This window comes from Caproicibacter fermentans, assembly GCF_009746625.1.
Classification (GTDB): Bacteria; Bacillota; Clostridia; order Oscillospirales; family Acutalibacteraceae; genus Caproicibacter; species Caproicibacter fermentans.
In genome coordinates this window covers 1-24529 of the sequence record NZ_VWXL01000027.1, presented here as the reverse complement: position 1 = coordinate 24529, position 24529 = coordinate 1, and the positions used below count along the sequence as shown (strand labels likewise).

Annotated in this window: 27 protein-coding genes and 5 tRNA genes; 26 read left to right on the top strand and 6 right to left on the bottom strand. The window is 52.7% G+C overall.

The window, feature by feature from the left end:
- Positions 1-40: 40 nt before the first annotated feature.
- From CAFE_RS05370 to CAFE_RS05360, 3 genes are all read right to left on the bottom strand, one after another.
- Positions 41-1321, bottom strand: coding sequence for a LysM peptidoglycan-binding domain-containing protein (locus CAFE_RS05370; RefSeq protein WP_066645297.1), 1281 nt, complete (start codon positions 1319-1321; stop codon positions 41-43).
- 144 nt (positions 1322-1465) lie between these two features.
- Positions 1466-1909: an adenine nucleotide alpha hydrolase family protein gene (locus CAFE_RS05365; protein WP_066645298.1), complete on the bottom strand. Its 444-nt coding sequence runs from the start codon at positions 1907-1909 to the stop codon at positions 1466-1468.
- A 218-nt stretch (positions 1910-2127) separates the two neighbouring features.
- The gene (locus CAFE_RS05360; RefSeq protein ID WP_066646475.1) at positions 2128-2862 is read right to left on the bottom strand and encodes a M23 family metallopeptidase; all 735 of its coding nucleotides are present in this window, start codon (positions 2860-2862) and stop codon (positions 2128-2130) included.
- A 389-nt stretch (positions 2863-3251) separates the two neighbouring features.
- Here CAFE_RS05360 and CAFE_RS05355 point away from each other — a divergent pair, with 389 nt between their 5' ends.
- The 3 genes from CAFE_RS05355 (at position 3252) to lexA (ending at position 4555) form a co-directional block, all read left to right on the top strand.
- A complete protein-coding gene (locus tag CAFE_RS05355) occupies positions 3252-3593 on the top strand; it encodes a cupin domain-containing protein (protein ID WP_156990020.1) in 342 nt (113 codons plus the stop codon).
- A 37-nt stretch (positions 3594-3630) separates the two neighbouring features.
- On the top strand, positions 3631-3819 hold the full coding sequence (locus CAFE_RS05350; protein WP_066646463.1) for a ferredoxin: 189 nt from the start codon (positions 3631-3633) through the stop codon (positions 3817-3819).
- Positions 3820-3967: 148 nt separating this feature from the next.
- Positions 3968-4555, top strand: a complete 588-nt coding sequence (lexA, locus tag CAFE_RS05345) for a transcriptional repressor LexA (RefSeq protein ID WP_228725008.1) — start codon at positions 3968-3970, stop codon at positions 4553-4555.
- A 3-nt stretch (positions 4556-4558) separates the two neighbouring features.
- On the opposite strand, the gene CAFE_RS05340 is transcribed toward lexA, so the two are convergent.
- From CAFE_RS05340 to pap, 3 genes are read right to left on the bottom strand one after another with little or no spacing between them, the layout of a single operon-like run.
- Positions 4559-5137 carry a cyclase family protein gene (locus CAFE_RS05340; protein WP_156990019.1) on the bottom strand — a complete coding sequence of 193 codons (579 nt, stop codon included), beginning with the start codon at positions 5135-5137 and terminating at the stop codon, positions 4559-4561.
- A gap of 11 nt (positions 5138-5148) precedes the next feature.
- Entirely contained in the window at positions 5149-5841 is a 693-nt protein-coding gene (locus CAFE_RS05335) for a 5'-methylthioadenosine/adenosylhomocysteine nucleosidase (protein WP_066646458.1), read from the bottom strand.
- A 52-nt stretch (positions 5842-5893) separates the two neighbouring features.
- Positions 5894-7408: a polyphosphate:AMP phosphotransferase gene (gene pap / locus CAFE_RS05330; RefSeq protein WP_066646456.1), complete on the bottom strand. Its 1515-nt coding sequence runs from the start codon at positions 7406-7408 to the stop codon at positions 5894-5896.
- A 151-nt stretch (positions 7409-7559) separates the two neighbouring features.
- Between pap and ruvC the strand changes: the two genes are divergently transcribed.
- From ruvC to CAFE_RS05215, 23 genes are all read left to right on the top strand, one after another.
- Complete coding sequence (gene ruvC / locus CAFE_RS05325; RefSeq protein WP_066646452.1) at positions 7560-8087, top strand: crossover junction endodeoxyribonuclease RuvC; 528 nt, start codon at positions 7560-7562, stop codon at positions 8085-8087.
- 13 nt (positions 8088-8100) lie between these two features.
- Positions 8101-8712: a Holliday junction branch migration protein RuvA gene (gene ruvA / locus CAFE_RS05320; RefSeq protein ID WP_066646448.1), complete on the top strand. Its 612-nt coding sequence runs from the start codon at positions 8101-8103 to the stop codon at positions 8710-8712.
- A gap of 28 nt (positions 8713-8740) precedes the next feature.
- Positions 8741-9814, top strand: coding sequence for a Holliday junction branch migration DNA helicase RuvB (gene ruvB, locus CAFE_RS05315; RefSeq protein WP_233452720.1), 1074 nt, complete (start codon positions 8741-8743; stop codon positions 9812-9814).
- A 204-nt stretch (positions 9815-10018) separates the two neighbouring features.
- Complete coding sequence (gene glmM, locus CAFE_RS05310; protein WP_066646442.1) at positions 10019-11368, top strand: phosphoglucosamine mutase; 1350 nt, start codon at positions 10019-10021, stop codon at positions 11366-11368.
- 36 nt (positions 11369-11404) lie between these two features.
- Positions 11405-12268 (top strand): class I SAM-dependent methyltransferase, encoded by an 864-nt coding sequence (locus CAFE_RS05305; RefSeq protein WP_066646439.1) that lies wholly within the window; start codon positions 11405-11407, stop codon positions 12266-12268.
- 21 nt (positions 12269-12289) lie between these two features.
- Positions 12290-12697 (top strand): hypothetical protein, encoded by a 408-nt coding sequence (locus CAFE_RS05300; protein ID WP_156990018.1) that lies wholly within the window; start codon positions 12290-12292, stop codon positions 12695-12697.
- On the top strand, positions 12697-13587 hold the full coding sequence (locus CAFE_RS05295) for an energy-coupling factor transporter ATPase (protein WP_233452719.1): 891 nt from the start codon (positions 12697-12699) through the stop codon (positions 13585-13587). Before CAFE_RS05300 ends, CAFE_RS05295 begins: the two co-directional genes overlap by 1 nt.
- 9 nt (positions 13588-13596) lie before the next feature.
- Positions 13597-14463, top strand: a complete 867-nt coding sequence (locus CAFE_RS05290; RefSeq protein WP_156990017.1) for an energy-coupling factor transporter ATPase — start codon at positions 13597-13599, stop codon at positions 14461-14463.
- A complete protein-coding gene (locus CAFE_RS05285) occupies positions 14456-15283 on the top strand; it encodes an energy-coupling factor transporter transmembrane component T family protein (RefSeq protein WP_066646436.1) in 828 nt (275 codons plus the stop codon). The genes CAFE_RS05290 and CAFE_RS05285 overlap by 8 nt, the downstream gene beginning before the upstream one ends.
- An 11-nt stretch (positions 15284-15294) precedes the next feature.
- Complete coding sequence (gene truA / locus CAFE_RS05280) at positions 15295-16044, top strand: tRNA pseudouridine(38-40) synthase TruA (protein ID WP_156990016.1); 750 nt, start codon at positions 15295-15297, stop codon at positions 16042-16044.
- 82 nt (positions 16045-16126) lie between these two features.
- Complete coding sequence (locus tag CAFE_RS05275; protein WP_066646432.1) at positions 16127-17359, top strand: DUF5711 family protein; 1233 nt, start codon at positions 16127-16129, stop codon at positions 17357-17359.
- 76 nt (positions 17360-17435) lie between these two features.
- Positions 17436-17990: a CvpA family protein gene (locus CAFE_RS05270; protein WP_156990015.1), complete on the top strand. Its 555-nt coding sequence runs from the start codon at positions 17436-17438 to the stop codon at positions 17988-17990.
- Entirely contained in the window at positions 17965-18576 is a 612-nt protein-coding gene (locus CAFE_RS05265; protein ID WP_156990014.1) for a CDP-alcohol phosphatidyltransferase family protein, read from the top strand. The genes CAFE_RS05270 and CAFE_RS05265 overlap by 26 nt, the downstream gene beginning before the upstream one ends.
- A gap of 63 nt (positions 18577-18639) precedes the next feature.
- A complete protein-coding gene (locus CAFE_RS05260; RefSeq protein ID WP_156990047.1) occupies positions 18640-20937 on the top strand; it encodes an ATP-dependent Clp protease ATP-binding subunit in 2298 nt (765 codons plus the stop codon).
- A gap of 89 nt (positions 20938-21026) precedes the next feature.
- Positions 21027-21100 (top strand) — tRNA-Gly (locus CAFE_RS05255).
- A gap of 10 nt (positions 21101-21110) precedes the next feature.
- Positions 21111-21187, top strand: a tRNA-Arg gene (locus CAFE_RS05250).
- Positions 21188-21199: 12 nt separating this feature from the next.
- Positions 21200-21276 (top strand) — tRNA-His (locus CAFE_RS05245).
- A 46-nt stretch (positions 21277-21322) separates the two neighbouring features.
- Positions 21323-21398: transfer RNA gene (locus CAFE_RS05240), tRNA-Gln, on the top strand.
- A gap of 45 nt (positions 21399-21443) precedes the next feature.
- Positions 21444-21519 (top strand) — tRNA-Lys (locus tag CAFE_RS05235).
- Positions 21520-21660: 141 nt separating this feature from the next.
- A complete protein-coding gene (locus CAFE_RS05230; protein ID WP_156990013.1) occupies positions 21661-22605 on the top strand; it encodes a tyrosine-type recombinase/integrase in 945 nt (314 codons plus the stop codon).
- A gap of 113 nt (positions 22606-22718) precedes the next feature.
- Positions 22719-22943 carry a helix-turn-helix domain-containing protein gene (locus CAFE_RS05225; RefSeq protein WP_066646425.1) on the top strand — a complete coding sequence of 75 codons (225 nt, stop codon included), beginning with the start codon at positions 22719-22721 and terminating at the stop codon, positions 22941-22943.
- A 796-nt stretch (positions 22944-23739) separates the two neighbouring features.
- A complete protein-coding gene (locus tag CAFE_RS05220; protein ID WP_156990012.1) occupies positions 23740-23934 on the top strand; it encodes a hypothetical protein in 195 nt (64 codons plus the stop codon).
- Positions 23935-23956: 22 nt separating this feature from the next.
- Complete coding sequence (locus CAFE_RS05215; protein ID WP_156990011.1) at positions 23957-24250, top strand: hypothetical protein; 294 nt, start codon at positions 23957-23959, stop codon at positions 24248-24250.
- Positions 24251-24529: the final 279 nt, after the last annotated feature.

Here is a 24529-nt window from a genome sequence, read left to right as displayed (position 1 = left end):
CAGTTCGATCCGCCCGGCATCGGCCGGGCGGATCGAACTGTTACAGAACCTTTTTGACGTCAAACAGAGAAGACAGTACCAGCCAGTTTTGGGAAAAATAGCTGTTGGCGGTCCAATAGCTGACACCAGCCAAACCGTACCGGTGCGCAAGCTCCAGTTTCGCGCGGATGCTTCTCGCGTCCTCGAACCAAACGGTGTGTTTTTTGCCGTCCGAAGAAAAATAGTCGAAATGGGGCGACTGGGCCTCCTCGTCAAAGAGGATACGCGCGCCGACCTGCGCGGCGAGCTCTACCGCGCCGGGATTTGTCAGCGAACGGGCTGACGAGCCGCGGACAAAGGGCAAAGTCCAGTCGTAACCGTAATTTGGGATGCCCATCAGGATTTTATTCGGAGGAATGACGGTCACGGCGTAGCGGATGACTTCCTCCACAAGATTCAGAGGCGCGACCGGCCTGGCCGGTCCATACGTATATCCCCATTCGTAAGTCATCAGGATGACATAATCCACCGCTTCCCCGTGGGCGGGGTAGTCGTGCGCCTCATAAAGAAGCCCCTGTTGGCCGGCGCTGGTTTTCGGGGCGAGAGAGGTCGTGACAATGTAGCCGAGCGAATGCATTCTAGCCACTACTTTGCGGAGGAAATTGTTGTAGTTTTCTCGGTCCCGCGGATAGATATACTCAAAGTCGATATTTAATCCATAATAGTTTTTCTGTTTCATCGTCGCGGTGATGTTTTCCAGAAGAGTATCCTGAACCTGCTGGCCGGACAGGACCGCATTGGCAACTTCGCTGCTGAACCCCCCTTCGGGGCGCATGTTGGTGACGACCATCAGCGGGGCGGTGTTCTGCGCACGGGCCGCCGTGATCACCGCTTCGTCCTCAATCGGAGCAAGAGCGCCGTCGGCCCCCGCCATATAGCTGAAGATGCTGACAAAGCTGAGATAGGGCAGCGTGCGGTTGAGCGTGTTCCGGTTCACAGACGGATAAACGTAACCGTTGACCAATATGGACCCGAGCTTTTGCGAGGTGACCGGAATGGTCAGAACCTGACCGGCCTGAATACGCGAGGGGTCTGTGATCTGCGGATTGGCTTCCAGCAGCTGATCGACCGAAATTCCGTACAACGCGGCGATGGAATAGAGTGACTGGCCGGATCCGACCGTGTGCTTTACACTGTCCGTCATCAGAACCAGAGCCTGACCGACCACAAGCTGCTGCGGGTCGCGGATCTGATTGTCTTCCATAATCTGCTGCTCGGGTATGCCGTAGAGCCGGGATAATCGATAGATGTTATCCCCCGGCCTTACCCTGTAAATTACCATTCCGATTCCACCTTTTTGAGCATTTTGGCTTTTCTTTATCTATATGAACGGGCCGATGGAAGAAACACTGTTTTTGCAAAAAAATGCGAAAAAAACCGCCGCGCTCTTGTCCTGGGCGCGGCGATTCCATTTATTAATACTCCGTTAATTCTGAAGAATCAGTTTTTTTGCTTTGCGGTCATTTTTCGCGACGGGGCAAATGTTATAAACCGTTCCATCCTTTGCAACCATGGAAATCGGGATCTTCGGCAACAGTTTATGTATGATTTCCACAAATCCGTTTACAGGTGCTTCCGCCATCCCGGTAACGATGTGTGTCGCATGAACACTTTTCGCATATCCGACAGCCATCAGCGGCGCATCGTCATGAAAATAGACGGACATTTCGGCATCCGCATTCTTTGCGGTTTGGCGAAGGTACTCCAGCTCTTCACAGTCCGCGTCAAACCCGGAAGAAGTCGGCTGAACACACAGCACCTGCAGAGGGATGAACCGACTGTCGGAGATTTTTTTTCCCGCGCGGATCAAACGGTCGCAGTCGCGCTGGCCGGTTACGCAAACAAGGACGGTTGCCTTGCCTTTTTTCAAATTTCTGCCTCCTTATTTAGCAGCATTCACAATACCATTATATCAGAATTGTTACTGTTTATGAGAACAGATTCTGCATAAAATTTGAACATATTGTGAACAAATTTTATGGTGATTTTTGTTTGAATTCACTTACACGCACATTATAGCATAAATTGACTTTCGATTCAAATCATTTGCAAAAAAATGCCGGCATCCGTGTGGATGCCGGTTTGCCATTACTTCAGCAGAGTGAGGGGATCGACATATTCTCCGTTTACCTTGGTGACAAAGTGCAGATGGGATTCTTCCTCCTGCTCAATCGGAACCTTGCCGACCGTTCCGATTTCCTGCCCGGATTCAACGGTGTCTCCGGCTTTCACTTTCATCTGGTCCAGACCGCAGTACCAGGCTTCAACGTTGCCGTGCGTAATAATGACCGTGTTTCCGTATTTGTCATCCTGATAGGCTTTGGTAACCGTCCCGTTCGCAATCGCCTTGACAGTTTCACCCTGTTTGGCGCTCAGGTCGATTCCGGTATGCGCGCGCCAGTCAAGAGTGGTTTTGCAGTAGACCGGGTCCGTGCTGAATTTTTGAACGACCGTTTTTCCAACGGGATAGGAGTAGCGCGTCACCTCGGCTGCAGCTGCCTTCACCGGCTTTGAAACAGACGCTTCCGGTTTAGACTCGGGTTTGGACGCAACGGTCTCGGAACTGGATGAAGCCTTGGAAGACGACGCTTCGGTCCGGGAAGAGGATTCCGGTTCCGCGTACACCCCGCTGACCGTATTGTTGGCGGGCGCCGTGCTTTGAACGGTTTCGCTCTGCGATTTGTCATCAGGCGCCGCGTAGTTCACCACGCTGTCATAAGTCGTCCAGGCTGCCACTCCAACGGCAATCAGGCAGACCCCAAGCGCAATATAAAAACCTTTTGAAGATCCTTTTCCGCCATTTTTTTGTATGTGTAAATTCATTCTGCCACCTCCGCAAGTATTTTGACCACATAAACGGTCCGCTATACGGAAAAGGCAGGCGGAGGCAATATTTTTTTTGAGGATTATTTTCAAAAGGAAAGGGACCCGGTCGTTTCCGACCGGGTCCGATTTCATTAGCTTGAGGGGTATATTGAGGAGGGTAGAACATGAATCAAAGAGCGGTGCGGCTCCAACTCCCTGATTACGCTTTTATTATATCGTCCATGCACAAAAAAGTTGTGAATGAGTTGTGAATACCTTATGAATTTTTTCCAAAAGAATTCACGGGGGCTGTACGAGGGAGAAGGGAGCGGCTGTATCGCTCTAGGAAAGGAACGAATTGATTCCGGCGAACTGGGGATAATGGTGTTGTAACGGAGGAAGAAATCATGAACAGTCACTATTTAAAGAATATAGATTTTGAAAAAGAACTGGATCTGACCAAACTTGTTGAGTATCAGGACGGTCAGGTCGTCAGCCGGACCCTCGCGCAGAATCAGGCGGTGAGCATTACGCTGTTCGCGTTTGACCAAAATGAAGAGATCAGCTCACACAGCTCCGGCGGGGATGCAATGGTCATGATTCTGGAGGGGACGGCGCTGATTACGATCGGAGAGAAGAAAATACATCTCGATTCGGGGAAAACCATAATAATGCCCGCGGGGATTCCGCATGCCGTTGCCTCGGAGAGCCGTTTTAAGATGCTTCTTGTCGTCGTATTCCCGCGGTAGCTTAATATCACAAAAATAAATTGAAAAGGAGTATGTTATGAAAGCCAGTCTTGACAGAAGCGGTTGTATCTCCTGCGGGCTTTGCCCGCAGACCTGTCCTGAAGTTTTCCGCATGGGGGACGACGGGGTAGCCGAGGTTTATCAGGAAGACGTTCCGAAAGATGCGCAGGAGAAAGCGGTCGAAGCGCAGGAAGGCTGTCCCGTATCAGTCATCACCGTGGAATAAATGCTCAGAGGGCAGCCGAAACCGGCTGCCCTCTGATTTTTGCCTCTTTTTGGGATGAGTTTTTCACCTGGAATTATTGCAAACATTTGTTTTCATTTTCCGACTGTTATGGTATAATAATGCTATCAATCAGGGAAGGTGATTCGGGGTGCTGACAAAAAGCCAACAAAAAGTCTACGATTACTTAAAAGGCAGAATGGAAAACGGACTGCCGCCGACCGTTCGGGAAATCTGCCGCGCCACAGGGCTGAAATCCACTTCCAGTGTTCACGCGCATTTAAGGGCGCTGGAGGAAAAGGGGCTGATCACACGCGACCGCGGTCTGAACCGCGCCATTCACCTGGCCGGGGAGCAGACCACGGTCCAGGTTCCGATTCTGGGGCAGGTGGCTGCGGGCAATCCGATTCTCGCAGTGGAGGAAATCGAGGGATATCTTCCGTTTTCGCCCGCAAGACGCGTCGGAGACGAGGAATACTTCGCGCTGAACGTCAAGGGGGAAAGCATGAAGAACGCCGGAATTTTAAGCGGCGACATCGTTGTCGCGCAGAAAACCGGCTCGGCGCTCGACGGGGAAATCGTCGTTGCGCTGATCGGGGACGAAGCGACGGTCAAGCGCCTGTTCCGCGAAAAGGACCGCGTCAGGCTGCAGCCGGAAAACCCGGCGTTTGAACCGATCTATTCCCGGGACGCGCAGATTCTGGGAAAGGTCGTCGCGGTCTACCGGTTTTACCGGTAGACCTCAGTCCCGGATCAAAACGGCGCGCACGGGGGAAGCCTCCGCTCCCGACATCAGAAGCGGGAACGCGATGAGCCGGTAGCCGCCCGGTTCCGCAAGGGTAAGATTCAGCCCTTCCAGAATCGGAATACCGGCGCCCAACAGCTCTTTGTGGGGGGCTTCTTCATCGTTCGGCGCGCCGATGCTCTGCGCGTCCGTTCCGATCAGAACAATGCCGGACTGCGCGAGCGCGAACGCCGCGCTTTGCGTTAAATACGCCTCTCCGCCGCCTTTCAGCAGCAGTCTGCCGCCCTGCGGCGGCGCGAGACGGTCAATGTCCGCGCCGGTCAGAATTCCCTCGGCGGCAATGACCGTGCAGGGACCGATGCAGAGGGAAAGATCTATTTGATCAACGGAATCCCCGTCCGGGATGAAATGAAGCGGCGCGTCCAGATGGGTTGCGCTGTGGCAGCAGGCGTAAAATCCGGAAAGGTTGCAGGCGTCGCCGAGGTCCATGCGGCGGACGATATCCCGGCGCGGCACCGGGTCGCCCGGATAGGGCTGCGAGGAAAACAGCTCTCTGGTAACGTCGATCAATTCCATTGCAATCCCCCTTAAATCCGGGGAAGAAGGTTTTTGACCAGCTCGGTCAGTTCACGCGCGGAGCGGCCGGCGAATTCCGTGAAATCGACCGCGGCCTGTTCGTTCGCGTTATCCGAAATCGCCCTGATGACAACAAATTCGGTTCCGTTCAGGTAACAGACCTGCGCGATGCTTCCGCCCTCCATCTCACACGCGGAGGCGCCGAATTCATCCGCGATTCGGCCGAGCCGTTCGGAATCGCCGATGAACTGATCGCCCGTGGCGATGACGCCCGTATGTATTTTTTCCGGTTGATACACGGATTTCGAAGCGGCGACAGCCTGATCCGCCAGACGGCGGGAAGCGGGGATATGAATGATATTCGGTCCGCTTAAAAATCCTTTTTCATCCCCGAGAGCGCTCGTATCCATATCGTGCTGGACCAGTGAGCTGGAAATGACAATGTCGCCGATTTTTACCCCCGCGCCGGTTCCGCCGGCTACCCCGACGTTCAGCAGCGCCGCCGGATGGTAACGCAGAATCATGGTTTGGGCACAGACTGCGGCGGCGACTTTTCCAATCCCGCAGCGGGCGACCACGCATTCGATTCCCTCAACGGCCCCCCTGTGGTAAATGATTCCGCTGACGGTTTCCGAAACCCGTTCCGGCATCAGGCCGATCAGATCCTGTACCTCAACGTCCATTGCGCCGATGATTCCAATCATTTCGAAACACCTCCTGATATTTCTTTGATCATACGTTTTTTCCGCGGGAAAATCAATCCTCTTTTTTCCCGTGGGGATGCTTTTCTCCGCATTTGTCAAGAATCGCGTCGGTAATCAGCTCAAGGGTTTGAATCCGCCCGAATTTTTTGTCCTGTGATTCGATGATATGCCACGGCGCGTACCGGGTGGAAGTGTATTTCAGCATGTCGTTCACACAGGCTTCGTATTGATCCCATTTGCTTCGGTTGCGCCAGTCCTCATCGGTGATTTTCCAGCTTTTTTCCGGGTTGTTCTGCCGGGACTGAAAGCGGCGAAGCTGCTCTTCCTGATCAATTTGAAGCCAGAATTTCAGAATCACGGCGCCCCAGTCCGCAAGCTCCCGCTCAAATTCGTTGATTTCGCGGTAGGCGCGGCTCCACTCTGCTTCCGTGCAGAAGTTTTCCACGCGCTCCACCAGAACGCGGCCGTACCATGTTCGGTCAAAGATGGCGATATGCCCGTCGCGGGGCAGGTTTTTCCAAAAACGCCACAGGTACTGCCGGGCTTTTTCGTCCGGGGTCGGCGAGGCGATTGGAACCACCTGATAGCCGCGCGGGTCCAGCGCTTTGGCAACGCGGCGGATGGTGCCGCCCTTGCCGGCGGCATCCCAGCCCTCAAACGCGAGAATGACGGGGATCTTTTTCAGGTACAGCTCGCTGTGCAGCTCCCGCAGCTGTTTCTGTTCCTCTTCCAGCTTTTTCTGGTATTCGTCCCGGTCCATGGTCCGGTTAAGCGGAACTTCGGAAAGCTTGGGCATCGGCAGAAAGGGGTAGGCTCCGGGCTGAATGAGCTCCTGTGCCGGCAGCCGGGCCTGATGCTCTTGGTTTAAAGCTTCCGTGACCCGTGCGATGACCGCGCTGATTACGTCCAGAGCGGCGGCCCTGCGGTCGGTTCCGGAAATCAGATGCCAAGGCGCCGCGGTGGTGTTTGTGTAGCCGATTGCTTCCTCAAACGATTCGCAGTATTTTTCGTACTGCCGGTTCCGCTTCCAGTCCTGCTCTGTCACGCGCCACTGTGTATTGCGGTCTTTCGCCAGCTTTTCAAAGCGCTCTTTCTGCTCTTTTTTGCTGATGTGAACGAAGAATTTTATGATGAGGTAGCCCGCGTCGGTCAGCTCGCGCTCAAACGTGTTGATGCTGTTCAGGCGGCGGGTCAGTTCCTTGGCGCTCACGTCTTCTTCCAGCCGCGCGGTGGTAACGTCCAGATACCAGCTGCGGTCCAAAACGGAAAAATTTCCGGCTTTCGGTACGAAATTCCAGTACCGCCACAGCACGGGCTTGCGCCGTTCCAATTCCGTCGGGCGCGTGACGGAGTGAACCTTGCACCAGCGCGGATCAAGGTTGAGGATCAGGTCGGAGATCAGTTCGCCTTTCCCGGAAGCGCCCCATCCTTCGAAGAGAATGATGACGGGCAGTTTTTGTTTCAGCACTTGCTGCTGAAGAGAGGAGAGCTGCTCCCGCAGCTTTTTGGAGGCGGACTTGAACTCTTCTTTTGTAATATTTTTTTTCAAATCGATTTTTTCAAGCATGGCGCGCACCGTCCTTTTTCATCTATTATACGCGCAAAAGGACGTTTTTAAAAGGAAAGAAGTACATCGGTTCAAATTCAACCCGCGGTATTCCCTAGGCACCGCATTTGTGATATAATAAAACGAATATTTTCCGGGAAGGAGCGGCGCGATGATTATTCTGGGGATCGACCCCGGCTACGCGATTGTGGGGTACGGCCTGATTCGGTCGCAGGGCGGAAAATTTATTCCGCTGGAGCACGGCTCCATCGAAACCCGTGCCGGCGAAGATTTCTGTCTGCGGCTGGAAGCGATTTATAACGGTCTGCGCGCCGTGATGGCAAAATGGAAGCCGGAGGCGGTGTCGATCGAAAAGCTGTATTTTCAGAACAACCAGAAAACGGCGATCGGTGTTGCGGAAGCGAGGGGAGTAATTCTCCTGGCGGCACAGCAGTCCGGCGCGCGCGTCTTTGAATATACCCCGCTTCAGGTCAAACTGTCGGTCACCGGGTACGGGCAGGCGAAAAAACCGCAGGTGATGGAAATGACCCGCCGCCTTCTGTGCCTGAAAGAGGTGCCGAAACCGGACGATACCGCGGACGCGCTCGCAATGGCGGTCTGCCACGGCCAGGCAGCCGGATCGGTGACGAAACGGGCGATGCTTTCGGAAAGGCTCCAGCTTCGGAGCGGGAACCGATGATAACGGAGGAACCATGATTTACAGTGTGAAAGGAACCCTGTGCCATATGGAGCCGGGACTTGCCGTGATTGAATGCGGAGGTGTGGGGTTTAAATGCTTTACTTCGATGAATACACAGCGGACTCTGCCGCAGATCGGCGAACAGGCGAAGCTGTTCACCGTGCTGAATGTACGGGAGGACGCGCTTGATCTGTTTGGCTTTTCAACCCAGACGGAGCTGAGCTGTTATAAAATGCTGACGGGCGTCTCCGGAGTGGGGCCGAAGGTCGGCCTTGCCATTCTGTCGGAGCTGACGCCGGAGCAGGTCGCGGCGGCTGTTGCCACAGGCGACAGCAAAACGCTGACCCGCGCGAGCGGCGTCGGGCCAAAGCTGGCGCAGCGCATCTGCCTGGAGCTCAGGGACCGTGTCCGCGATCTCGGCGCGCCCGCAAGCGCGGCGGTACCGGCAGCGGGCGTTATATCGGCTTCCTCCCATGCCGCCGCGGCGGTCGAGGCGCTTTCCGTGCTGGGGTACTCGCCGTCGGACGCGGCCGCTCTGGTCGCGCAGTTTGACAGCGCCCTGCCGGTGGAGGAGCTGATCCGTCGCTCGCTGCGCACGATCGACACCGGAAAGCTGGGCGGCTGACGGGGAGGCCGATGGAAGGGGCTGAAGAATGGAACAGATGGATAACGAGCAGAATAACGGAAACGAATACGATTTTGAAAACCGGGTCGTCGCACCGGACTACGCGCCGGAGGACGCGGAGGTCGAAAATCCCCTGCGCCCCAGAACGCTGGGGGAATATATCGGTCAAGAAAAGGTCAAGGAAAATCTCTCTGTGTTTATTGAAGCCGCGAAACAGAGAAAGGAGAGCCTTGACCATGTTCTCCTTTACGGCCCGCCCGGCCTTGGAAAAACGACGCTGGCCGGAATTGTGGCCAATGAACTCGGCGTCAATCTGCGCATTACGTCCGGCCCGGCGATTGAAAAACCGGGGGATCTCGCGGCGATCCTGACGAACCTGAATCCGGGCGACGTTCTGTTCATCGACGAAGTCCACCGGCTTTCCCGCAGCGTGGAGGAGATTCTTTATCCGGCGATGGAGGATTTCGCGCTGGATATTATTACGGGAAAAGGACAGATGGCGGCGTCCTACCACCTTCCGCTGCCGAAATTCACGCTGGTCGGCGCGACGACCCGCGCCGGGCAGCTCAGCGCCCCGCTGCGCGACCGGTTCGGCGTTGTTCTTCGGCTGGAACTGTACACGGCGCAGGAGCTTGCGCGGATTGTCACCCGGAGCGCCAGAATTCTGGAAATCCCGATCGAGGCGGACGGCGCGCTGGAAATCGCCTCGCGGTCGCGCGGGACGCCCCGCATCGCGAACCGGCTGTTAAAGCGGGTGCGCGATTTCGCTCAGGTGATTACGGGGGGAACCATTACGCGGGAATCCGCCCGGATCGGGCTGGACCGGCTGGAAATCGATTCGATCGGCCTGGACGCGAACGACAGGCGGATGCTCCGGGCGCTGATTCAGTTTTACAAGGGCGGCCCGGTGGGGCTGGAAACCCTCGCGGCGGCCATCGGGGAGGAAGCCGTGACGATTGAAGATATCTATGAGCCGTATCTGATGCAGATCGGTTTTTTGAACCGCACGCCGCGCGGACGCTGCGCGACCGCGGCGGCCTATGAGCATTTGGGGCTGGAATTTTCCGGAAGCGGTGATTCCGGCCAGCAGAAGCTGTTTTAGATTCCTGCTTGAAAAACGGCGGGCGGATGTCGCCTTACGGAACGGGGTGGGGCCCAAAACCATAAAGAAATGGAAAGAATATTTTAAGAGGAAAGATCTGTTTGAAGCCCGAATACATAAAGTGATTTATGAGGTGCTTCCGGGCGTTTTGGAAAATACATTTGGCATATCCCAAAATAATTAGGTAGGAGTGTAGTGGTACTTATGGGAAGATTATTTGGAACGGATGGCGTGCGCGGGGTCGCGAACAGCGAGCTGACCTGCGAGCTTGCCATGAACATAGGAAGAGCCGCCGCCACGGTGCTGACGGACAGCTCCCACCGCCACCCGAAAATATTGATCGGAAAAGATACGCGGCTGTCGTCCGATATGCTGGAGGCGGCCATCACGGCGGGCCTGTGCAGCGTGGGCGCAAACGTTGTGCGGCTGGGCGTTGTTCCAACCCCGGCGGTGGCGTTTCTGGTCGGTAAATATAAGGCGGACGCCGGCGTAATGCTGACGGCCTCCCATAACCCCTGCGAATTCAACGGAATCAAGATTTTCAGCGGCGACGGCTACAAGCTGCCCGACGCGCTGGAGGAACAGATCGAGGCGATCGTTCTGGATCACGCGCAGGAACCCGCGTGCCCGGTCGGCGGCGCGGTGGGCAGCGTGTCGGAAGCCCCGAATACCGTGCGCGACTATGTGGACCATATTAAAAGCACCGTTCCGTTCGCGCTGACCGGCATGAAAATTGCCGTCGACTGTGCAAACGGTTCCGCCAGCCGCACGGCGGAGCTGCTGTTTTCCGAGCTTGGGGCCGAATGCCACATGCTTTCGGACCATCCGAACGGGATCAATGTCAACGACGCGTGCGGCTCCACGCATATGGAAAACCTGATGCGCTTTGTCGGTGAAAATGACATGGACGCGGGCGTGGCGTTTGATGGGGACGCGGACCGCTGCCTTGCCGTGGATGAAAACGGCCGCCTGGTGGACGGGGATTTCCTCATGGCGATCTGCGCGGCCGATTTAAAGTCGCGCGGAAAACTGGAGAAGAACACCGTCGTAGGCACCATTATGACGAACATGGGCTTTAACCGGTTCTGCGAGGACGACGGCATCAAGTTTGAATCGACAAAGGTCGGCGACCGCTATGTGCTCGAGGAAATGCTGCTGGAGGGCTACAATTTCGGCGGCGAACAGAGCGGGCATATCATCTTTCACGATTTTGCAACCACAGGAGACGGCCAGCTGACGGCCGCTCAGCTGCTCAGCATTTTGAAACGAAGGGAAGCGAAGCTTTCCAGCCTTGCGACGCTGATGACGCGGTATCCGCAGGTGCTGGTCAACGTGGATGTCAAACCGGACGGAAAGCTGCGTTTTTACACCGATCCGCAGGTCAAAGAAGCGGTTGATGGCGCGAAGAAACAACTGGGGAACCGGGGCCGCGTCGTGGTTCGCCCGTCCGGTACGGAACCTTTGCTGCGCGTGATGGTCGAGGGGGAAGACGAAACGGAAATCGCAGAGGCCGCGAATGTTGTTGCGGGCGTAATCAGAGATCGGCTCGCCTGAGGGAAGCAGGACAGCAAGGAAGGCAAGGAAGACGAATTGAGAATTTCAAACTGGAAGGACTACGAGCTGATCGACACTTCCGCCGGGGAACGGCTGGAGCGTTGGGGAAAAGTGATTCTGATCCGGCCCGACCCGCAGATTCTGTGGGATACGCCGAAGAAGAATCCCCTGTGGGAAAAGGCCGACGCCCGTTACCGGCGCTCTTCCACCGGCGGCGGCAGCTGGCAGGAGCTGGGCAGCGTGCCGCCCGTCTGGAGCGTGCGGTATGGGAACCTGAAGTTTCGCTTGAAAACGATGGGCTTTAAGCACACCGGGATTTTTCCGGAACAGGCGGTCAACTGGGATCTTGTCATGGGGCTGATTCAAAAAGCGAACCGCCCCGTGCGGGTGCTGAACCTGTTCGGCTACACGGGCGCGGCGACACTGGCCTGCCTGAAGGCCGGCGCGGAGGTTTGCCATGTCGACGCGTCGAAAGGCATGGTTGCCTGGGCCAGAGAGAACGCGGCCGAATCCGGCCTTTCGGACCGGCCCGTGAGGTGGCTCGTGGACGACTGCAGGAAATTTGTCCTCCGGGAGCAGCGGCGGGGAAACAATTACGACGGCATTATTATGGACCCGCCTTCCTACGGCCGCGGGCCGGGTGGGGAGGTCTGGAAGCTGGAAGAACAGATTTACACGCTCATCAGTGAGTGCGTTCCTCTGCTTTCCCGGAATCCGCTGTTTTTTCTGGTCAATTCTTATACGGCGGGACTGTCCCCGGCGGTGATGGAATATCTGCTTGGGGTCCTGGTTGCAAAGAGATTCGGAGGAAAGCTTTCCTCCGGCGAAATCGGCCTTCCCGTCACGCAGAGCGGACTGGTTCTGCCATGCGGCGGAACGGCGGTCTGGCAGGCGGAATAAAGCGGAGAAGGGGTGACTCAGGTGGAAAAAAAGAAAGGAAAAAGCGGCGCCGGCGCGGTTTTAGTCCTGCTGGCCGCAGTGGTCAAGCTGGTTCAGGATTCGGGGCGTTCCGACTTCTCGATCAGTCTGCTTTACCTGCTTGCAATTGCCGTAATCGCTTATGGAGCCTATTGGCTGTTTAAAAGATTTGGAAATCGGCCGGGTGACAAACTCGCCGGGCCGGCGGGGCGGTTCCCGGAACAGAGAAGCGTTTTCGGTTCTTCCCGCCCCCGGCGGACGGCGGAACCGGAAAGGACCCGGCCCGCAGCCTCCCCTCCGCCGGACGGCGCAGCGCGCAGCGCGGAGCAGTGGAAAAGTCTGTACGACGGGGGGTTGATTACGAAAGAGGAATACAGGGAAAAACTGGGCCGGATTTCCGGGCGCGGGTGATGATGGGATCATTAAAGGACGGAACAGGATACATGAAGGATTACATGAATGCGGAAAACGTTACGTTTTCCTATGAGGCTCAGGAAGAAGAAGAAACGGTCGAAGTCCTTCACGGCGTGTCGCTTGGAATCCAAAAGGGTGAGTTTGTCGCCTTGCTGGGGCACAACGGCTCCGGGAAATCCACCATGGCGAAGCAGTTCAACGCCATGCTGCTGCCAAGCGGAGGAAAAGTCTATGTGGACGGTCTCGATACGCTCGATGAAGACCTGAAGATAGAAATTCGCCGGCGGGTCGGGCTGGTTCTGCAGAATCCGGACAACCAGCTTGTCGCCAGCATTGTGGAGGAAGACGTGGCTTTCGGCCCGGAAAACTTGGGTGTTGCGCCGCCGGAAATCCGCAAACGGGTGGACGAAGCGCTCAAAGCGGTCGAAATGTACGATTACCGGCTGCATGCGCCGTACAAGCTTTCCGGCGGACAGAAGCAGCGCATCGCCATCGCGGGGATTATCGCCATGCAGCCGGATTGTATTGTGCTGGACGAGCCGACGGCCATGCTGGACCCGCGCGGCCGGGACGAGGTGCTGGAAACCATTCACCGGCTGAACCGCGAAAAGGGAATCACCGTCGTGCTGATTACCCACTATATGGATGAAGCGGTCGGCGCGGACCGCGTGATCGTGATGGATGACGGCAGAATCCTGACGCAGGGAACTCCAAGGGAGGTTTTTTCCCAGGTGGAACTGCTCAAAGCGCATCAGCTTGATGTTCCCCAGGCCACAGAGCTGATTTACCGCCTGAAGGCCGCGGGAATTCCGCTGCCGGACGGCGTGCTGACCATAGAGGAATGCGTCGCGGCCCTGGAACCTCAGATGAACCGGACAGAGAGATAGGAGAAGCAAATGCCTGTCATAGAAACGAACGAACTTACTTTTCTTTACGGCGAGGGGACCCCGTTTTGTAAAACCGCCGTCGATCACGTCAGCATCTCGATTGAACAGGGGGAGTTTCTCGGTCTGATCGGACATACCGGTTCCGGCAAATCCACACTGATTCAGCAGTTCAACGGGCTTTTACGGCCGACCTCCGGCCGGGTGCTTCTTAACGGAAAAGACATCTGGGCCGAACCGAAAAAGATCCGTTCCGTCCGCTTTCAGGTCGGAATGGTTTTTCAGTATCCCGAGCATCAGCTTTTTGAGGAAACCGTCCTGAAAGACATTTGCTTCGGTCCGCAGAACATGGGCCTGCCGCAGGACGAGGCGGCGGAGCGCGCCAGAGAAGCGGCGCGGTTTGTCGGCCTGCCGGACGAGCTGCTGGGGAAAAGCCCGTTTGAGCTTTCCGGCGGAGAGAAGCGGCGCGCGGCGATTGCGGGGGTAATCGCGATGGATCCCGATGTACTGATCCTTGACGAGCCTACGGCCGGGCTGGATCCGCGTGGAAGGGACATGCTGCTGACACAGATCAGCGCGTACCACCGCGATCGGAACAACACGGTGATTCTGGTGTCTCACAGCATGGAGGATATTGCCCGCGTGGCGGACCGCGTGCTGGTGATGAACGGCGGGAAGGCCGTCATGCTGGACCGGACCGAAAAGATCTTTGCACGGGGCAGGGAACTGGAGTCGCTGGGCCTGCGCGTGCCGGAAGTCACCAAGATTCTACTGACTTTGCGGGAGCACGGCTATCCGGTCGAAGCCTCCCTGACCGTCGATCAGGCGGTCGAGCAGCTGCTGCCGCTGCTGAAGAAAGGGGGCGCCTTCCGTGGTTAGGGATATTACTCTGGGACAGTATTTTCCCGGAAACTCGCTGATTCACCGGCTGGATCCGCGGATGAAAATTCTGCTGACCCTTGCTTTTATTGTGTTTATCTTTGTCGCAACGAATTTTCAGGGTCTTGCCCTGATGCTGGCGATGATGCTTTTGGTCCTCCTGCTATCGGGGGTCCCGCTGAGCCAGTACTTGAAAAGCCTGAAGGCCGTCATCTTTATTGTGGCGTTCACCTTTGTGCTGAACCTTTTCTACGGGGGCGGAGACACCGTTTGGAGCCAGCATTTTCCGGGGTTTACCATGCGGATCACAAACGGGGGGATCAGCAACGCCGTTTTCGTCGCCGTGCGGATATTCAGCCTGATTTTATTCAGCTCGGTGCTGACGTTCACAACCTCCCCGACCCAGCTGACCGATGCGCTGGAGCGGCTGATGAAACCGCTTAAGGTTTTGCATGTCAAGGTGCACGAGATCGCCATGATGATGACCATTGCGCTGCGGTTTGTGCCGACGCTGCTGGAGGAGACCGACAAGATTATGAACGCGCAGAAAGCCAGGGGAGCGGACCTGGAAAGCGGCGGATTCATGCAGCGAATCAAATCGCTGATTCCGATTCTGATTCCGCTGTTCGTTTCTTCCTTTCGCAGGGCCTACGACCTCGCGATGGCGATGGAGTGCCGCTGCTACCACGGCGGGGAGGGGCGCACAAAGATGAAGCAGCTTCACATGTCCGGGCTGGACGCCGCCGCGGCCGTATGCTCCGCCCTGTTCTGCGCGGCGGTTCTGTACTGTGCCCTGCGGTTCCCTGCCGCGCTGCGATAGGAAGGAAGCTTATGAGAAATCTTCTGCTTACCATTTGCTTTGACGGAGCAAACTACCACGGCTGGCAGATCCAGCAGAACGCCGTTTCGGTTCAGCAGGTTTTCCAGCGGGCGTTGGAACGAATCCTGGGCGGGCAGCCGGACATCAAGGCCTGCAGCCGGACCGATTCGTTTGTGCATGCGCGCGAGTTCTGCATCAGCTTCCATACGGAACATTCGATTCCCTGCGAACGTCTGGCCGGCGCAATGAATCACTTCCTGCCCAAAGACATTGCGGTGCTTTCCTGCCGGGAGGTGCCGGATGAATTTCACGCGCGTTATTCCTGCCTTGGAAAGGAATACGAATATTGCATCTGGAACAAGCGGGTCAGAAATCCATTTTTGTCCGGCAGGGCGCTTCATTACTGGGCTCCGCTGGACCTTGACCGCCTGAACCGGGCGGCGGCGTGTTTGGTCGGCTCCCATGATTTTACCTCTTTCTGCGCGGTTGACGCGCGGGAAAGAGACAATATGACGCGCACGGTGACCGAAGCACGGTGGGAACGGCAAGGCGGCGCCGTCAGTTTTTTTGTCTCAGCGGATGGATTTCTTTACCATATGGTGCGCATCATGGTCGGAACAATGCTCCGCGTCGCGGAAGGCAAACTGGAACCGGAAGCGATGGAGAGGATTCTGACGGCCTGCGACCGCAGAGCCGCGGGTCCGACGGCTCCGCCGCAGGGGTTATATCTGAACAGGGTTTTCTATCCTGTCAATCCTTAAAAAGCAGGAGGAATCCCTCATGAAGTCCGTCGCGATTTCAAACGATATAATGGGATTGGCAGAGGAAGGGACGTGAGGCTCGATGGCTGAAAACGGGCGTCGTTTCGATACGGCTGAATTTGATCCGGCCGGGCAAGTTCCCCGCCGGCAGAGAAAGGAACCGCGTGTTTTCGGGGAGCATGCGGTCCCGCGCTGGGTTTACAGGATTGTTCTGATCCTGATTCTATGTGTTGCGGGAACTCTTGGGTGGATGAACCGGGATAATCTTACTCCGGCGAATGCCTTGGAATGGATTCAGGCACGCGTTGTCGGGATGGGCGTGGGAGACGGTTATCCCCACTCTATCGCGGGCACGTCCGTCCTGCCGAAAAATTTTGTTTCCGCCGACAAAAACGTCTATTTTGCAAGCGACACTTCTTTGACGGTGATGAATTCAACCGCGAAGGAGCTTGTTTCCCGTCAGCACAGCTTCAGCGACCCCGTCCTCCGGCTGGGCGGGAACAGAATGCTTCTTTACAATCTCGGCGGCAGAGGCTGCCAGCTGGAAAGCATGAATCGTACGGTTAAAAAGATCAGTGTGGATCAAAATATTATAGCCGGGGCGCTTGCCCGGCAGGGCGAATATGCGCTGCTGACGGAAGCGGACGGCTACTGCGGGGAACTGACCGTCTATACGGCGGACGGACGCGAGCAGTTCCATTATTGGTTTTCCGATTATTATCCGACCGCGGTTGCCCTGGATCCGGATGGAACCAGGGCGGCGGTAACAGGCGTCAACGTGGCGAACGGGGTGATGAAATCAGCCGTTTACCTGCTGGACCTGAGCAGCGCGAAGGCGCAGCCGCCGCTCGCGGTTTATGACGGCAATATGATTTTTGACGTTTCGTGGAACGGTGACAGCGCGGTCACCGCGTTTGGAGACCAGGCTGCAGTGATCGTCAATGCGGACAGCAAGGCGAAAACAGAATACGGTTATGGAGCGATGCAGCTGACGGCTTACTGTTCCTGCGAAAGCATGACGGCGCTGGGATTTTCTTCCTATTCCGGCTCTTCGGATTCCGCTTTTGTAGTTCTGGACCGCTCCGGGAAAAAAATATTGTCCCAGCAGCTTCAAGGGGCAATCCGTTCCGTATCGATGTATGGTTCCGCCGCCGCCGCGCTGTGCGGCTCTAAAGTTTCGTTTTACACGACGTCGCCCGTCGGAGCCGCCGGAACCTGCGACGCGGGGAACGACGCGAAAGCGGTTGCGATGAAGGACGAGACGTCCGCCTATGTGCTTGGAGTATCGGAGATCCGTTTGGTATCGGTCCGGTAAACGGCTTGTGCAAATGGCTGTTTTGTGATATATTGCTTGTGTATGCGGATTTATTTTTCTATTATGGAGGCATAAAGTGGGAACATTTTATGATCTTGCGCTGCTTGGCGTTCTTCTGATTTTTGTCATTTCAGGCCTGCACCGGGGAATTGTCAGGACTGTCATAGAGCTGGCGGGCTTTATCGCGTCCCTCGTTCTTTCCGCGCGTCTGTCGGCTCGTTTTGCCGCTGCCGCCGGTCCGTATCTTGCGAAGGCGGCGCCTTCTCTTCAGCTCAGCCAGACGCTGAGCCGGATCCTCGCCGCGGCGGTTTTATTTATCGGCCTTGAAATTTTGGTACATCTGATTGCTTCCTCCGCCGACCATTTGTTTCGGCTGCCGGTTTTGCGTCAGGTCAACGCGCTTTTGGGCGGGGTTTTTGGCCTGGTAAAAGGCGTGGCCGTGCTTCTTGTCATCTGCGCCTTAACGCAGCTTGCGGTTCCGTCGGGGCAGGGTGCGAAATCCGTATGGAAGGAAATTGGAGATTCGCAAATTCTCCAGTTTACGAAGAAGAAAAATCCGGTTGATGCGTTATTACAGGCAGATCTTTGGAATGGAGTAAACTGGGATGCAAAACAGAAACAAAAACTTTAATATCCCCAATACGCTGACGATTCTCAGAATTCTGCTGATTATCCCGTTTGTCATCTACTATGCGGGAGACCAGATTCTGAAAGCCGCAGCCGTTTTGATTTTATCCGGTCTGACCGATATGTTTGACGGAATGATCGCCCGCAAGTATCATCAGACGACGGAGCTGGGGCAGATGCTGGACCCTCTTTCCGACAAGCTGACACAGGGCGCGGTAGCAATCTGCCTCGCGGTGAAGCAGCCGATTCTGATTCCGTTTCTCGCCGTTTTTGTAATCAAAGAGGCTTTAATGGTTTCCGCGGGAATCTTTCTGATCGGAAAAAAGAAAAAGCGCCCGGGCGGTTCCATGTGGTTTGGAAAAATTGCCACCGTCCTTTTTTATATCTCTTTCGGAACCATTGTTATTCTGAAAGGATTTTGGGGAATTGAGAATCTTTATGTCTCGGTCACACTGCTGTCTATTACGGCGGCTTTCATGATTTACGCGTTTATTCGGTATGCAAAGATCTATTTTGACATCGTACATTCCGACGATCCAAAGTACAAGATTGACATTCAGGAAGTTATGGATAAAAAGAGACGCGGATAAAAACTTGTAAATCCGTTTTTTTATGGTATCATATAATGAATAGAAAAGAAGTGAGCTGAAATGATGATGTGTTCCAAATGCCACAAAAGACCTGCGGTCGTTTTTCTTACTCCGTCGGCCGATGCCGGGGAGAGCCGCGGGCTTTGCCTGATTTGTGCGAAGGAACTTGGAATAAAGCCGGTGAACGATCTGCTTGAACAGATGGGGATCACCGATGAACAGATGGAAGCGATGGAGTCGGAGTTGAGCGATATGCTGGAAGAGAATCAGGTGGACTCCGGTGAAAACGAGAACAGCTCCGAAAGCGCTCTGAGCGGCTTTGTGCCCGGGGGTGCTGCGACGTTTCCGTTTATTCAGAATATTTTTCCCGGCGGCAACAGTCAGGAGCATGTGCAGAACGGGGAGTCCGCAAAGAAGGCTCCCAAAGAAAAACATAAAACAAAGCGCAAGCACCTGGACGCGTACTGCACGAATCTGACCGCTCGGGCCAGATCGCAGCAGATCGACGCCGTCATCGGCCGCGAAAAGGAAATAGCCCGGGTGATCCAGATTTTAAGCCGCAGAACGAAGAACAATCCCTGTCTGATCGGCGAACCCGGCGTCGGCAAGACGGCGGTGGCGGAGGGTCTGGCGCTGCGCATTGCCGGCGGAAACGTGCCCGCCGCACTGCGCAAAAAAGAGATTCATTTACTGGACCTGACGGCGCTGGTCGCGGGAACACAGTTTCGCGGGCAGTTCGAAAGCAGAATCAAGGGCCTTTTGGAAGAAGTTAAAACAGAAGGGAATATCATTCTGTTTATCGATGAGGTTCACAACCTGGTGGGTACGGGCGACGCGGAAGGCTCCATGAACGCCGCAAACATTCTGAAACCGGCCCTTTCCCGCGGCGAAATTCAGGTGATCGGCGCGACAACCTTCAGCGAATACCGCCGGTATATTGAAAAGGATGCCGCCCTGGAGCGGCGCTTCCAGCCGGTCACGATTGCGGAACCGTCCATTCAGGATACGGTTGACGTCCTTAACGGCATTAAATCCTATTATGAGAATTTTCACCGCGTGCGCGTTCCGGAACAGATTGTCAGGAAAATCGTCACGCTGTCGGAGCGGTATATCAACGACCGTTTCCTGCCGGATAAAGCGATTGATCTTCTGGACGAAGCGTGCTCGTGCGCCGCTCTCAGAAACGCGTCCATGGAGCAGTACGACAAGAACGCGGAACAGCTGGAGGCTTTGCATGCGCAGGAAGAAGAGCTGACGGCGGACAGCGCGGAGCCGGATTATCAAAAGCTGGCTGAGATCCGAATGAATATTTCGCGGCTGGAGCTGAGGGAAAAAGAGCTTGCGCCGGCGGCGCTGGGTTCCGAAGTCGAGGAGAGAGACGTCGCCCGGGTAATCGAATTGTGGACGGGGATCCCCGCCAGCCGAATTCAGGAAAATGAACTTAAAAAGCTTGCCGGACTGGAACCGCTTCTTAACAGCAGAATCGTCGGTCAGCAGGAAGCGGTAGCCGCCGTTTCGGCGGCGATTCGTCGCAGCAGGGTCCAGATCAGCCCGCGGCGCAGACCTGCCTCGTTTATCTTTGTGGGCCCTACGGGCGTCGGCAAGACGGAACTGGTCAAGGTCCTTTCGAGGGAATTGTTCGACACTCCGGAAACGCTGATCCGGCTTGATATGTCGGAGTTTATGGAGAAGCACTCGGTTTCCCGCATCATCGGGTCGCCTCCGGGATATGTGGGCTACGACGAGGCAGGGCAGGTAACGGAAAAGGTACGCCGCCGCCCGTATTCCGTCATCCTTTTCGATGAAATCGAAAAGGCGCATCCGGATGTGATGAATATTCTTCTGCAGATTCTTGACGAGGGGCGTATTACGGATGCGCACGGCAGAAATGTCAATTTTGAGAACACGGTGCTTGTAATGACCTCAAACGCGGGCAGCGAGAAAAAAGAAGGAACCCTTGGGTTCGCCCGCAGCGACGCGGACGTGAGCCGTGAGAGGGCCCTGAAGGCGCTTTCCGACTTTCTGAGGCCGGAGTTTATCAGCCGCGTGGACGAGATCATCGTATTCCGGCAGCTGAAGGAAGACGATTTTGAAAAAATCGCGCACTTGATGCTGGAAGAATATGTTGCCACGCTTAAGGATCGCGGGATTCGTTTTGCCTATGACGAGAAGGCGACCGGATGGCTTGCGCAGCATGCGATCGGCGGAAAAAGCGGCGCGAGGGATCTGCGGAATTTAATCCGCCGCAAAGTGGAGGATCAAATTGCTTCTCTCTTGGTGGAAAACAGCGACGGGTCTATTGCGGGGATTGCGGTGACCGCGGACGACGCGGAGGGAATTCAGCTGCAGGTTCTGCAATAAGACGACGAAAAATAAAGGCCGGAGAAAAATCAAAATTGTTATTGACAACTGCTGCTGAACGGTGCTATAATAAGAGCCGTCGCTGAAACGCGAGTGTAGTTCAGTGGCAGAACTCCAGCCTTCCAAGCTGGTCGCGTGGGTTCGATTCCCATCACTCGCTCCATATTTTTTTTGCGCCAATAGCTCAGTTGGATAGAGCAACTGCCTTCTAAGCAGTAGGCCAGGGGTTCGAATCCCTTTTGGCGCGCCACTTTTTGACATGGTGGATGTAGCTTAGCTGGTTAAAGCGCCAGTTTGTGGCACTGGAGACCGTGGGTTCGAATCCCATCTTCCACCCCATTTTTTAGATCATACGGTTGTGGGCAAGGCGCCGTACTTGATAGATTGGGCTGTAGCCAAGGGGTAAGGCAACGGACTTTGACTCCGTCATTTCGTAGGTTCAAATCCTGCCAGCCCAGCCACGGGTCCGCCCCGGCGGGCTTTGCGCGAAGGGCGGCCCAAAATATGAATCATTAGCTCAGTTGGTAGAGCACTTGACTTTTAATCAAGGTGTCCGGGGTTCGAATCCCCGATGGTTCACCAAATAAGAAAATCCTTGATAAATGGCTATTTAAAGCCGTTTATTGAGGATTTTTTCTACACTTTTGTCTTTGATATGCTATGTTTAGTCAAGTTTACGTTTTAAAGAAGTCATTTTATACACTTGATTAGGGAGTGTGTATCATGATTAAAAGAGTAGAAAAAAACTGTAAAATTCCTGAAATCTATGATGAATTTCAAAAGCATAATCAGGTAAAGAATTTATCAGAGCAAACCATTAAGTTTTACTATTGGAATTTAAAACCATTTTTCGACTATCTATCATCTGCTAAAATAAATTCTATTAGTGAAATTAGTAAAGACACTGTTAATGATTTTATTTTAGAGCAAAAACAGAAATATGATAATTCTATTTCGATAAACACTCATATACGGGCAGTAAGAGCATTTCTGTATTATGCTATGGAAAATAATTATTTGCCTTCTTTTAAAATACAGTTAATAAAGCAACCGGAAAAGGTGATGGAAACTTATTCAGATGACGATATTAAAAAACTTATTATTAAGCCCAATATAAAATCTTGTAGTTTTGTTGAATATAGGGATTGGGCTCTTGTTAATTATTTCCTTGAAACTGGGAATCGGCTCCGTAGCGTTATTAATATCAAAGTATCAGATATTCATATTACAGAGCGTAAAGTCATTTTGCATATAACTAAAAATAGGGAAGAAATTGAAACCCCGCTTACCAAAACATTACTTTCCATTCTACCACCCTATATCAGAACATGGGGATTAAGTAATGACTCGTATTTATTTCCAAGTGTTACAGGAGAGCAATTAACAGAGAATGCAGCCAAGCATACCATAGCAAAATATAATGTAAAGCATGGTGTATCCATTACTTCTATTCATGCTTTCCGGCATACGTTTGCTAGAAATTATATTGTTACAGGTGGTTCAAGTTTTAAACTACAATCTTTATTAGGGCATAAAAACATTGAAATGACAAAGCATTATGTACATCTATTCGGTGAAGATTTAGCAAAAGATATAGATCAGCACTCAATTCTTGAAAGGATAAAGCCAACATCAAATAGACTAAGCAAAAGCAAAAGGTGTTTGTAATGCACTGAAATCGTGTGTAAGAGGATATTAGCAGGATAATGAACGGTTTTCCACATTATTAATTATGATGCCTTACAAAGGCATATGGGGAATTTGAAAGGCGCATTGCTGTTATGGTTAAAATTTTATTGAAGAATGTACGTTGGAAAAAGAACTGGACAATAACAAAGGTGTCGGTTATGTCAGGAGTTAGCGAAACACATATTAATGATATTGAAAATGGTAAAAAAATTCCTACAATCAAAGTATTGTGTGCCATAGCAAGAGGCTTGCAAGTACCTGTAACAGATTTATTTGTTGATACCGAGGCCATGCAACAACGCAGTACGAATCATTAACGTGGAACATCTATAAAAATGGAATGGATAATACTCATTGTATATACAATGAAAATATAAATTGTACAATTAGTATTATTATTTGTGTAGGATTCTGTAAGGGTTGGGAATATAGGAAATAGGTACAGATATGATGTAAACCGATTATGGCTATATCATACCTATTTAGTGTACATTAATATCACTGTTCACTATTTTAATATGATTGACAAGTTGCCACAACTAGGCATAAAAAAATAGATGACGTAACAAAACACTACACCACCTGCAATTATTATCTAATTGAGAATATACTATCATACAGTTATATACAGCATTTATACATTACATATTTATAATGAAAAATTGGAACAAATATACTCGAATTCATTGGGTAGCGGTTGCTAATTATACAAAAGATTAATTTTGCACCAATCTTATTGTACATATACAACAAATATTGATGCTAATATAATGTCAGTTATTGTAATAATTAACTAATCATAATGACATATACCACATATGGGGTTTGGAATGGTCAATTATCGGCTAAGCAATCCAAAATATAGGCATTATGACTAATAAAGTTATCACCAAACTTTGGTTTTATAACATTAGGGTTATACATTGAATATACATAAATTATGTATCAAATCACATAAAAAATGTAGTGGAGAACCCCCTTTGGCAGAAATGCCGCCATAGCTAACACACTTTTTTTCTGCCAACAAAAATTTACGCTATAATACCTTGAATTATCTTCCAATTAGACATATAATTTAACTTATGGATTATATTTTGAAAGGGTGTATTGAAAATGTCAGGTAAACAAATAATCTGGGAAAACAAAGGCAAGGTAATGGATACTGTAATTGTATCTGCAAACGATGATGAAAGTGAATCCGCAGTTAAAAAATATTTAATTGAGATGCTTACCAATAAGGCAAATCCTGTATTTCAAAGAGATTGGTCAAAATTTGGACAAAGTGGTGATTGTATTAAAATAATATAGTGATTGGAAAGGGTATTGTATTATGGGAAAATTCAAGTGTCCTATTTGTGGATGTGAAGAACTACAAGAAATTCAAGATATACACGCAGCATATTATTTACCAGAAAACGTAGTTAATGGTGTACGAGGGCAAGAATCAATTTATGTAAATCAATATGTTTGTACGAAATGCGGATTTTTATATCAAATTGTTAATGATAATGATTTAGTAAAAATTCGTACATTGTATGCAAACACTCATAATATCTCTCACGAATCAGGTAATAGCTATCAATTAAATTTTGATGCTATAAATAAATGTAATCAAAACAATTAAGCGAGATAATTTAAATTAACCCCCTATCAATTCGGTAGGGGTTTTGTTATGCCTAAAAACACTATCTTATTTTTTCTTAGGCTCATCACCATAAAGCATCGGAGTAGGATGTTTTCTTACATAATGAGCATCACTCCATGCTTCTGAAATTGTGTCAACGCCGGAACTTTTTTGACCCAAAACGCCGGTCGGAAATGACCCATATCGCCGGTTACATGAGCGCCAGTCACAGTACCGCCGGAATGTCCACCGGCGGTACTGTCTGAACGCCAGCTTTGA

Bases quoted from the DNA above. Each gene is read 5' to 3' on its own strand.
- truA (WP_156990016.1), top strand. From the start codon at position 15,295: ATGAGAAATCTTCTGCTTACCATTTGCTTTGACGGAGCAAACTACCAC.
- CAFE_RS05360 (WP_066646475.1), bottom strand. From the start codon at position 2,862: ATGAATTTACACATACAAAAAAATGGCGGAAAAGGATCTTCAAAAGGT.
- CAFE_RS05230 (WP_156990013.1), top strand. From the start codon at position 21,661: ATGATTAAAAGAGTAGAAAAAAACTGTAAAATTCCTGAAATCTATGAT.
- CAFE_RS05350 (WP_066646463.1), top strand. From the start codon at position 3,631: ATGAAAGCCAGTCTTGACAGAAGCGGTTGTATCTCCTGCGGGCTTTGC.
- ruvC (WP_066646452.1), top strand. From the start codon at position 7,560: ATGATTATTCTGGGGATCGACCCCGGCTACGCGATTGTGGGGTACGGC.
- CAFE_RS05355 (WP_156990020.1), top strand. From the start codon at position 3,252: ATGAACAGTCACTATTTAAAGAATATAGATTTTGAAAAAGAACTGGAT.
- CAFE_RS05370 (WP_066645297.1), bottom strand. From the start codon at position 1,321: ATGGTAATTTACAGGGTAAGGCCGGGGGATAACATCTATCGATTATCC.
- CAFE_RS05220 (WP_156990012.1), top strand. From the start codon at position 23,740: ATGTCAGGTAAACAAATAATCTGGGAAAACAAAGGCAAGGTAATGGAT.
- CAFE_RS05340 (WP_156990019.1), bottom strand. From the start codon at position 5,137: ATGGAATTGATCGACGTTACCAGAGAGCTGTTTTCCTCGCAGCCCTAT.
- CAFE_RS05295 (WP_233452719.1), top strand. From the start codon at position 12,697: ATGATGGGATCATTAAAGGACGGAACAGGATACATGAAGGATTACATG.
- CAFE_RS05275 (WP_066646432.1), top strand. From the start codon at position 16,127: ATGGCTGAAAACGGGCGTCGTTTCGATACGGCTGAATTTGATCCGGCC.
- CAFE_RS05265 (WP_156990014.1), top strand. From the start codon at position 17,965: ATGCAAAACAGAAACAAAAACTTTAATATCCCCAATACGCTGACGATT.
- ruvA (WP_066646448.1), top strand. From the start codon at position 8,101: ATGATTTACAGTGTGAAAGGAACCCTGTGCCATATGGAGCCGGGACTT.
- ruvB (WP_233452720.1), top strand. From the start codon at position 8,741: ATGGAACAGATGGATAACGAGCAGAATAACGGAAACGAATACGATTTT.
- CAFE_RS05260 (WP_156990047.1), top strand. From the start codon at position 18,640: ATGATGTGTTCCAAATGCCACAAAAGACCTGCGGTCGTTTTTCTTACT.
- CAFE_RS05290 (WP_156990017.1), top strand. From the start codon at position 13,597: ATGCCTGTCATAGAAACGAACGAACTTACTTTTCTTTACGGCGAGGGG.
- CAFE_RS05225 (WP_066646425.1), top strand. From the start codon at position 22,719: ATGGTTAAAATTTTATTGAAGAATGTACGTTGGAAAAAGAACTGGACA.
- glmM (WP_066646442.1), top strand. From the start codon at position 10,019: ATGGGAAGATTATTTGGAACGGATGGCGTGCGCGGGGTCGCGAACAGC.
- pap (WP_066646456.1), bottom strand. From the start codon at position 7,408: ATGCTTGAAAAAATCGATTTGAAAAAAAATATTACAAAAGAAGAGTTC.
- CAFE_RS05335 (WP_066646458.1), bottom strand. From the start codon at position 5,841: ATGATTGGAATCATCGGCGCAATGGACGTTGAGGTACAGGATCTGATC.
- CAFE_RS05215 (WP_156990011.1), top strand. From the start codon at position 23,957: ATGGGAAAATTCAAGTGTCCTATTTGTGGATGTGAAGAACTACAAGAA.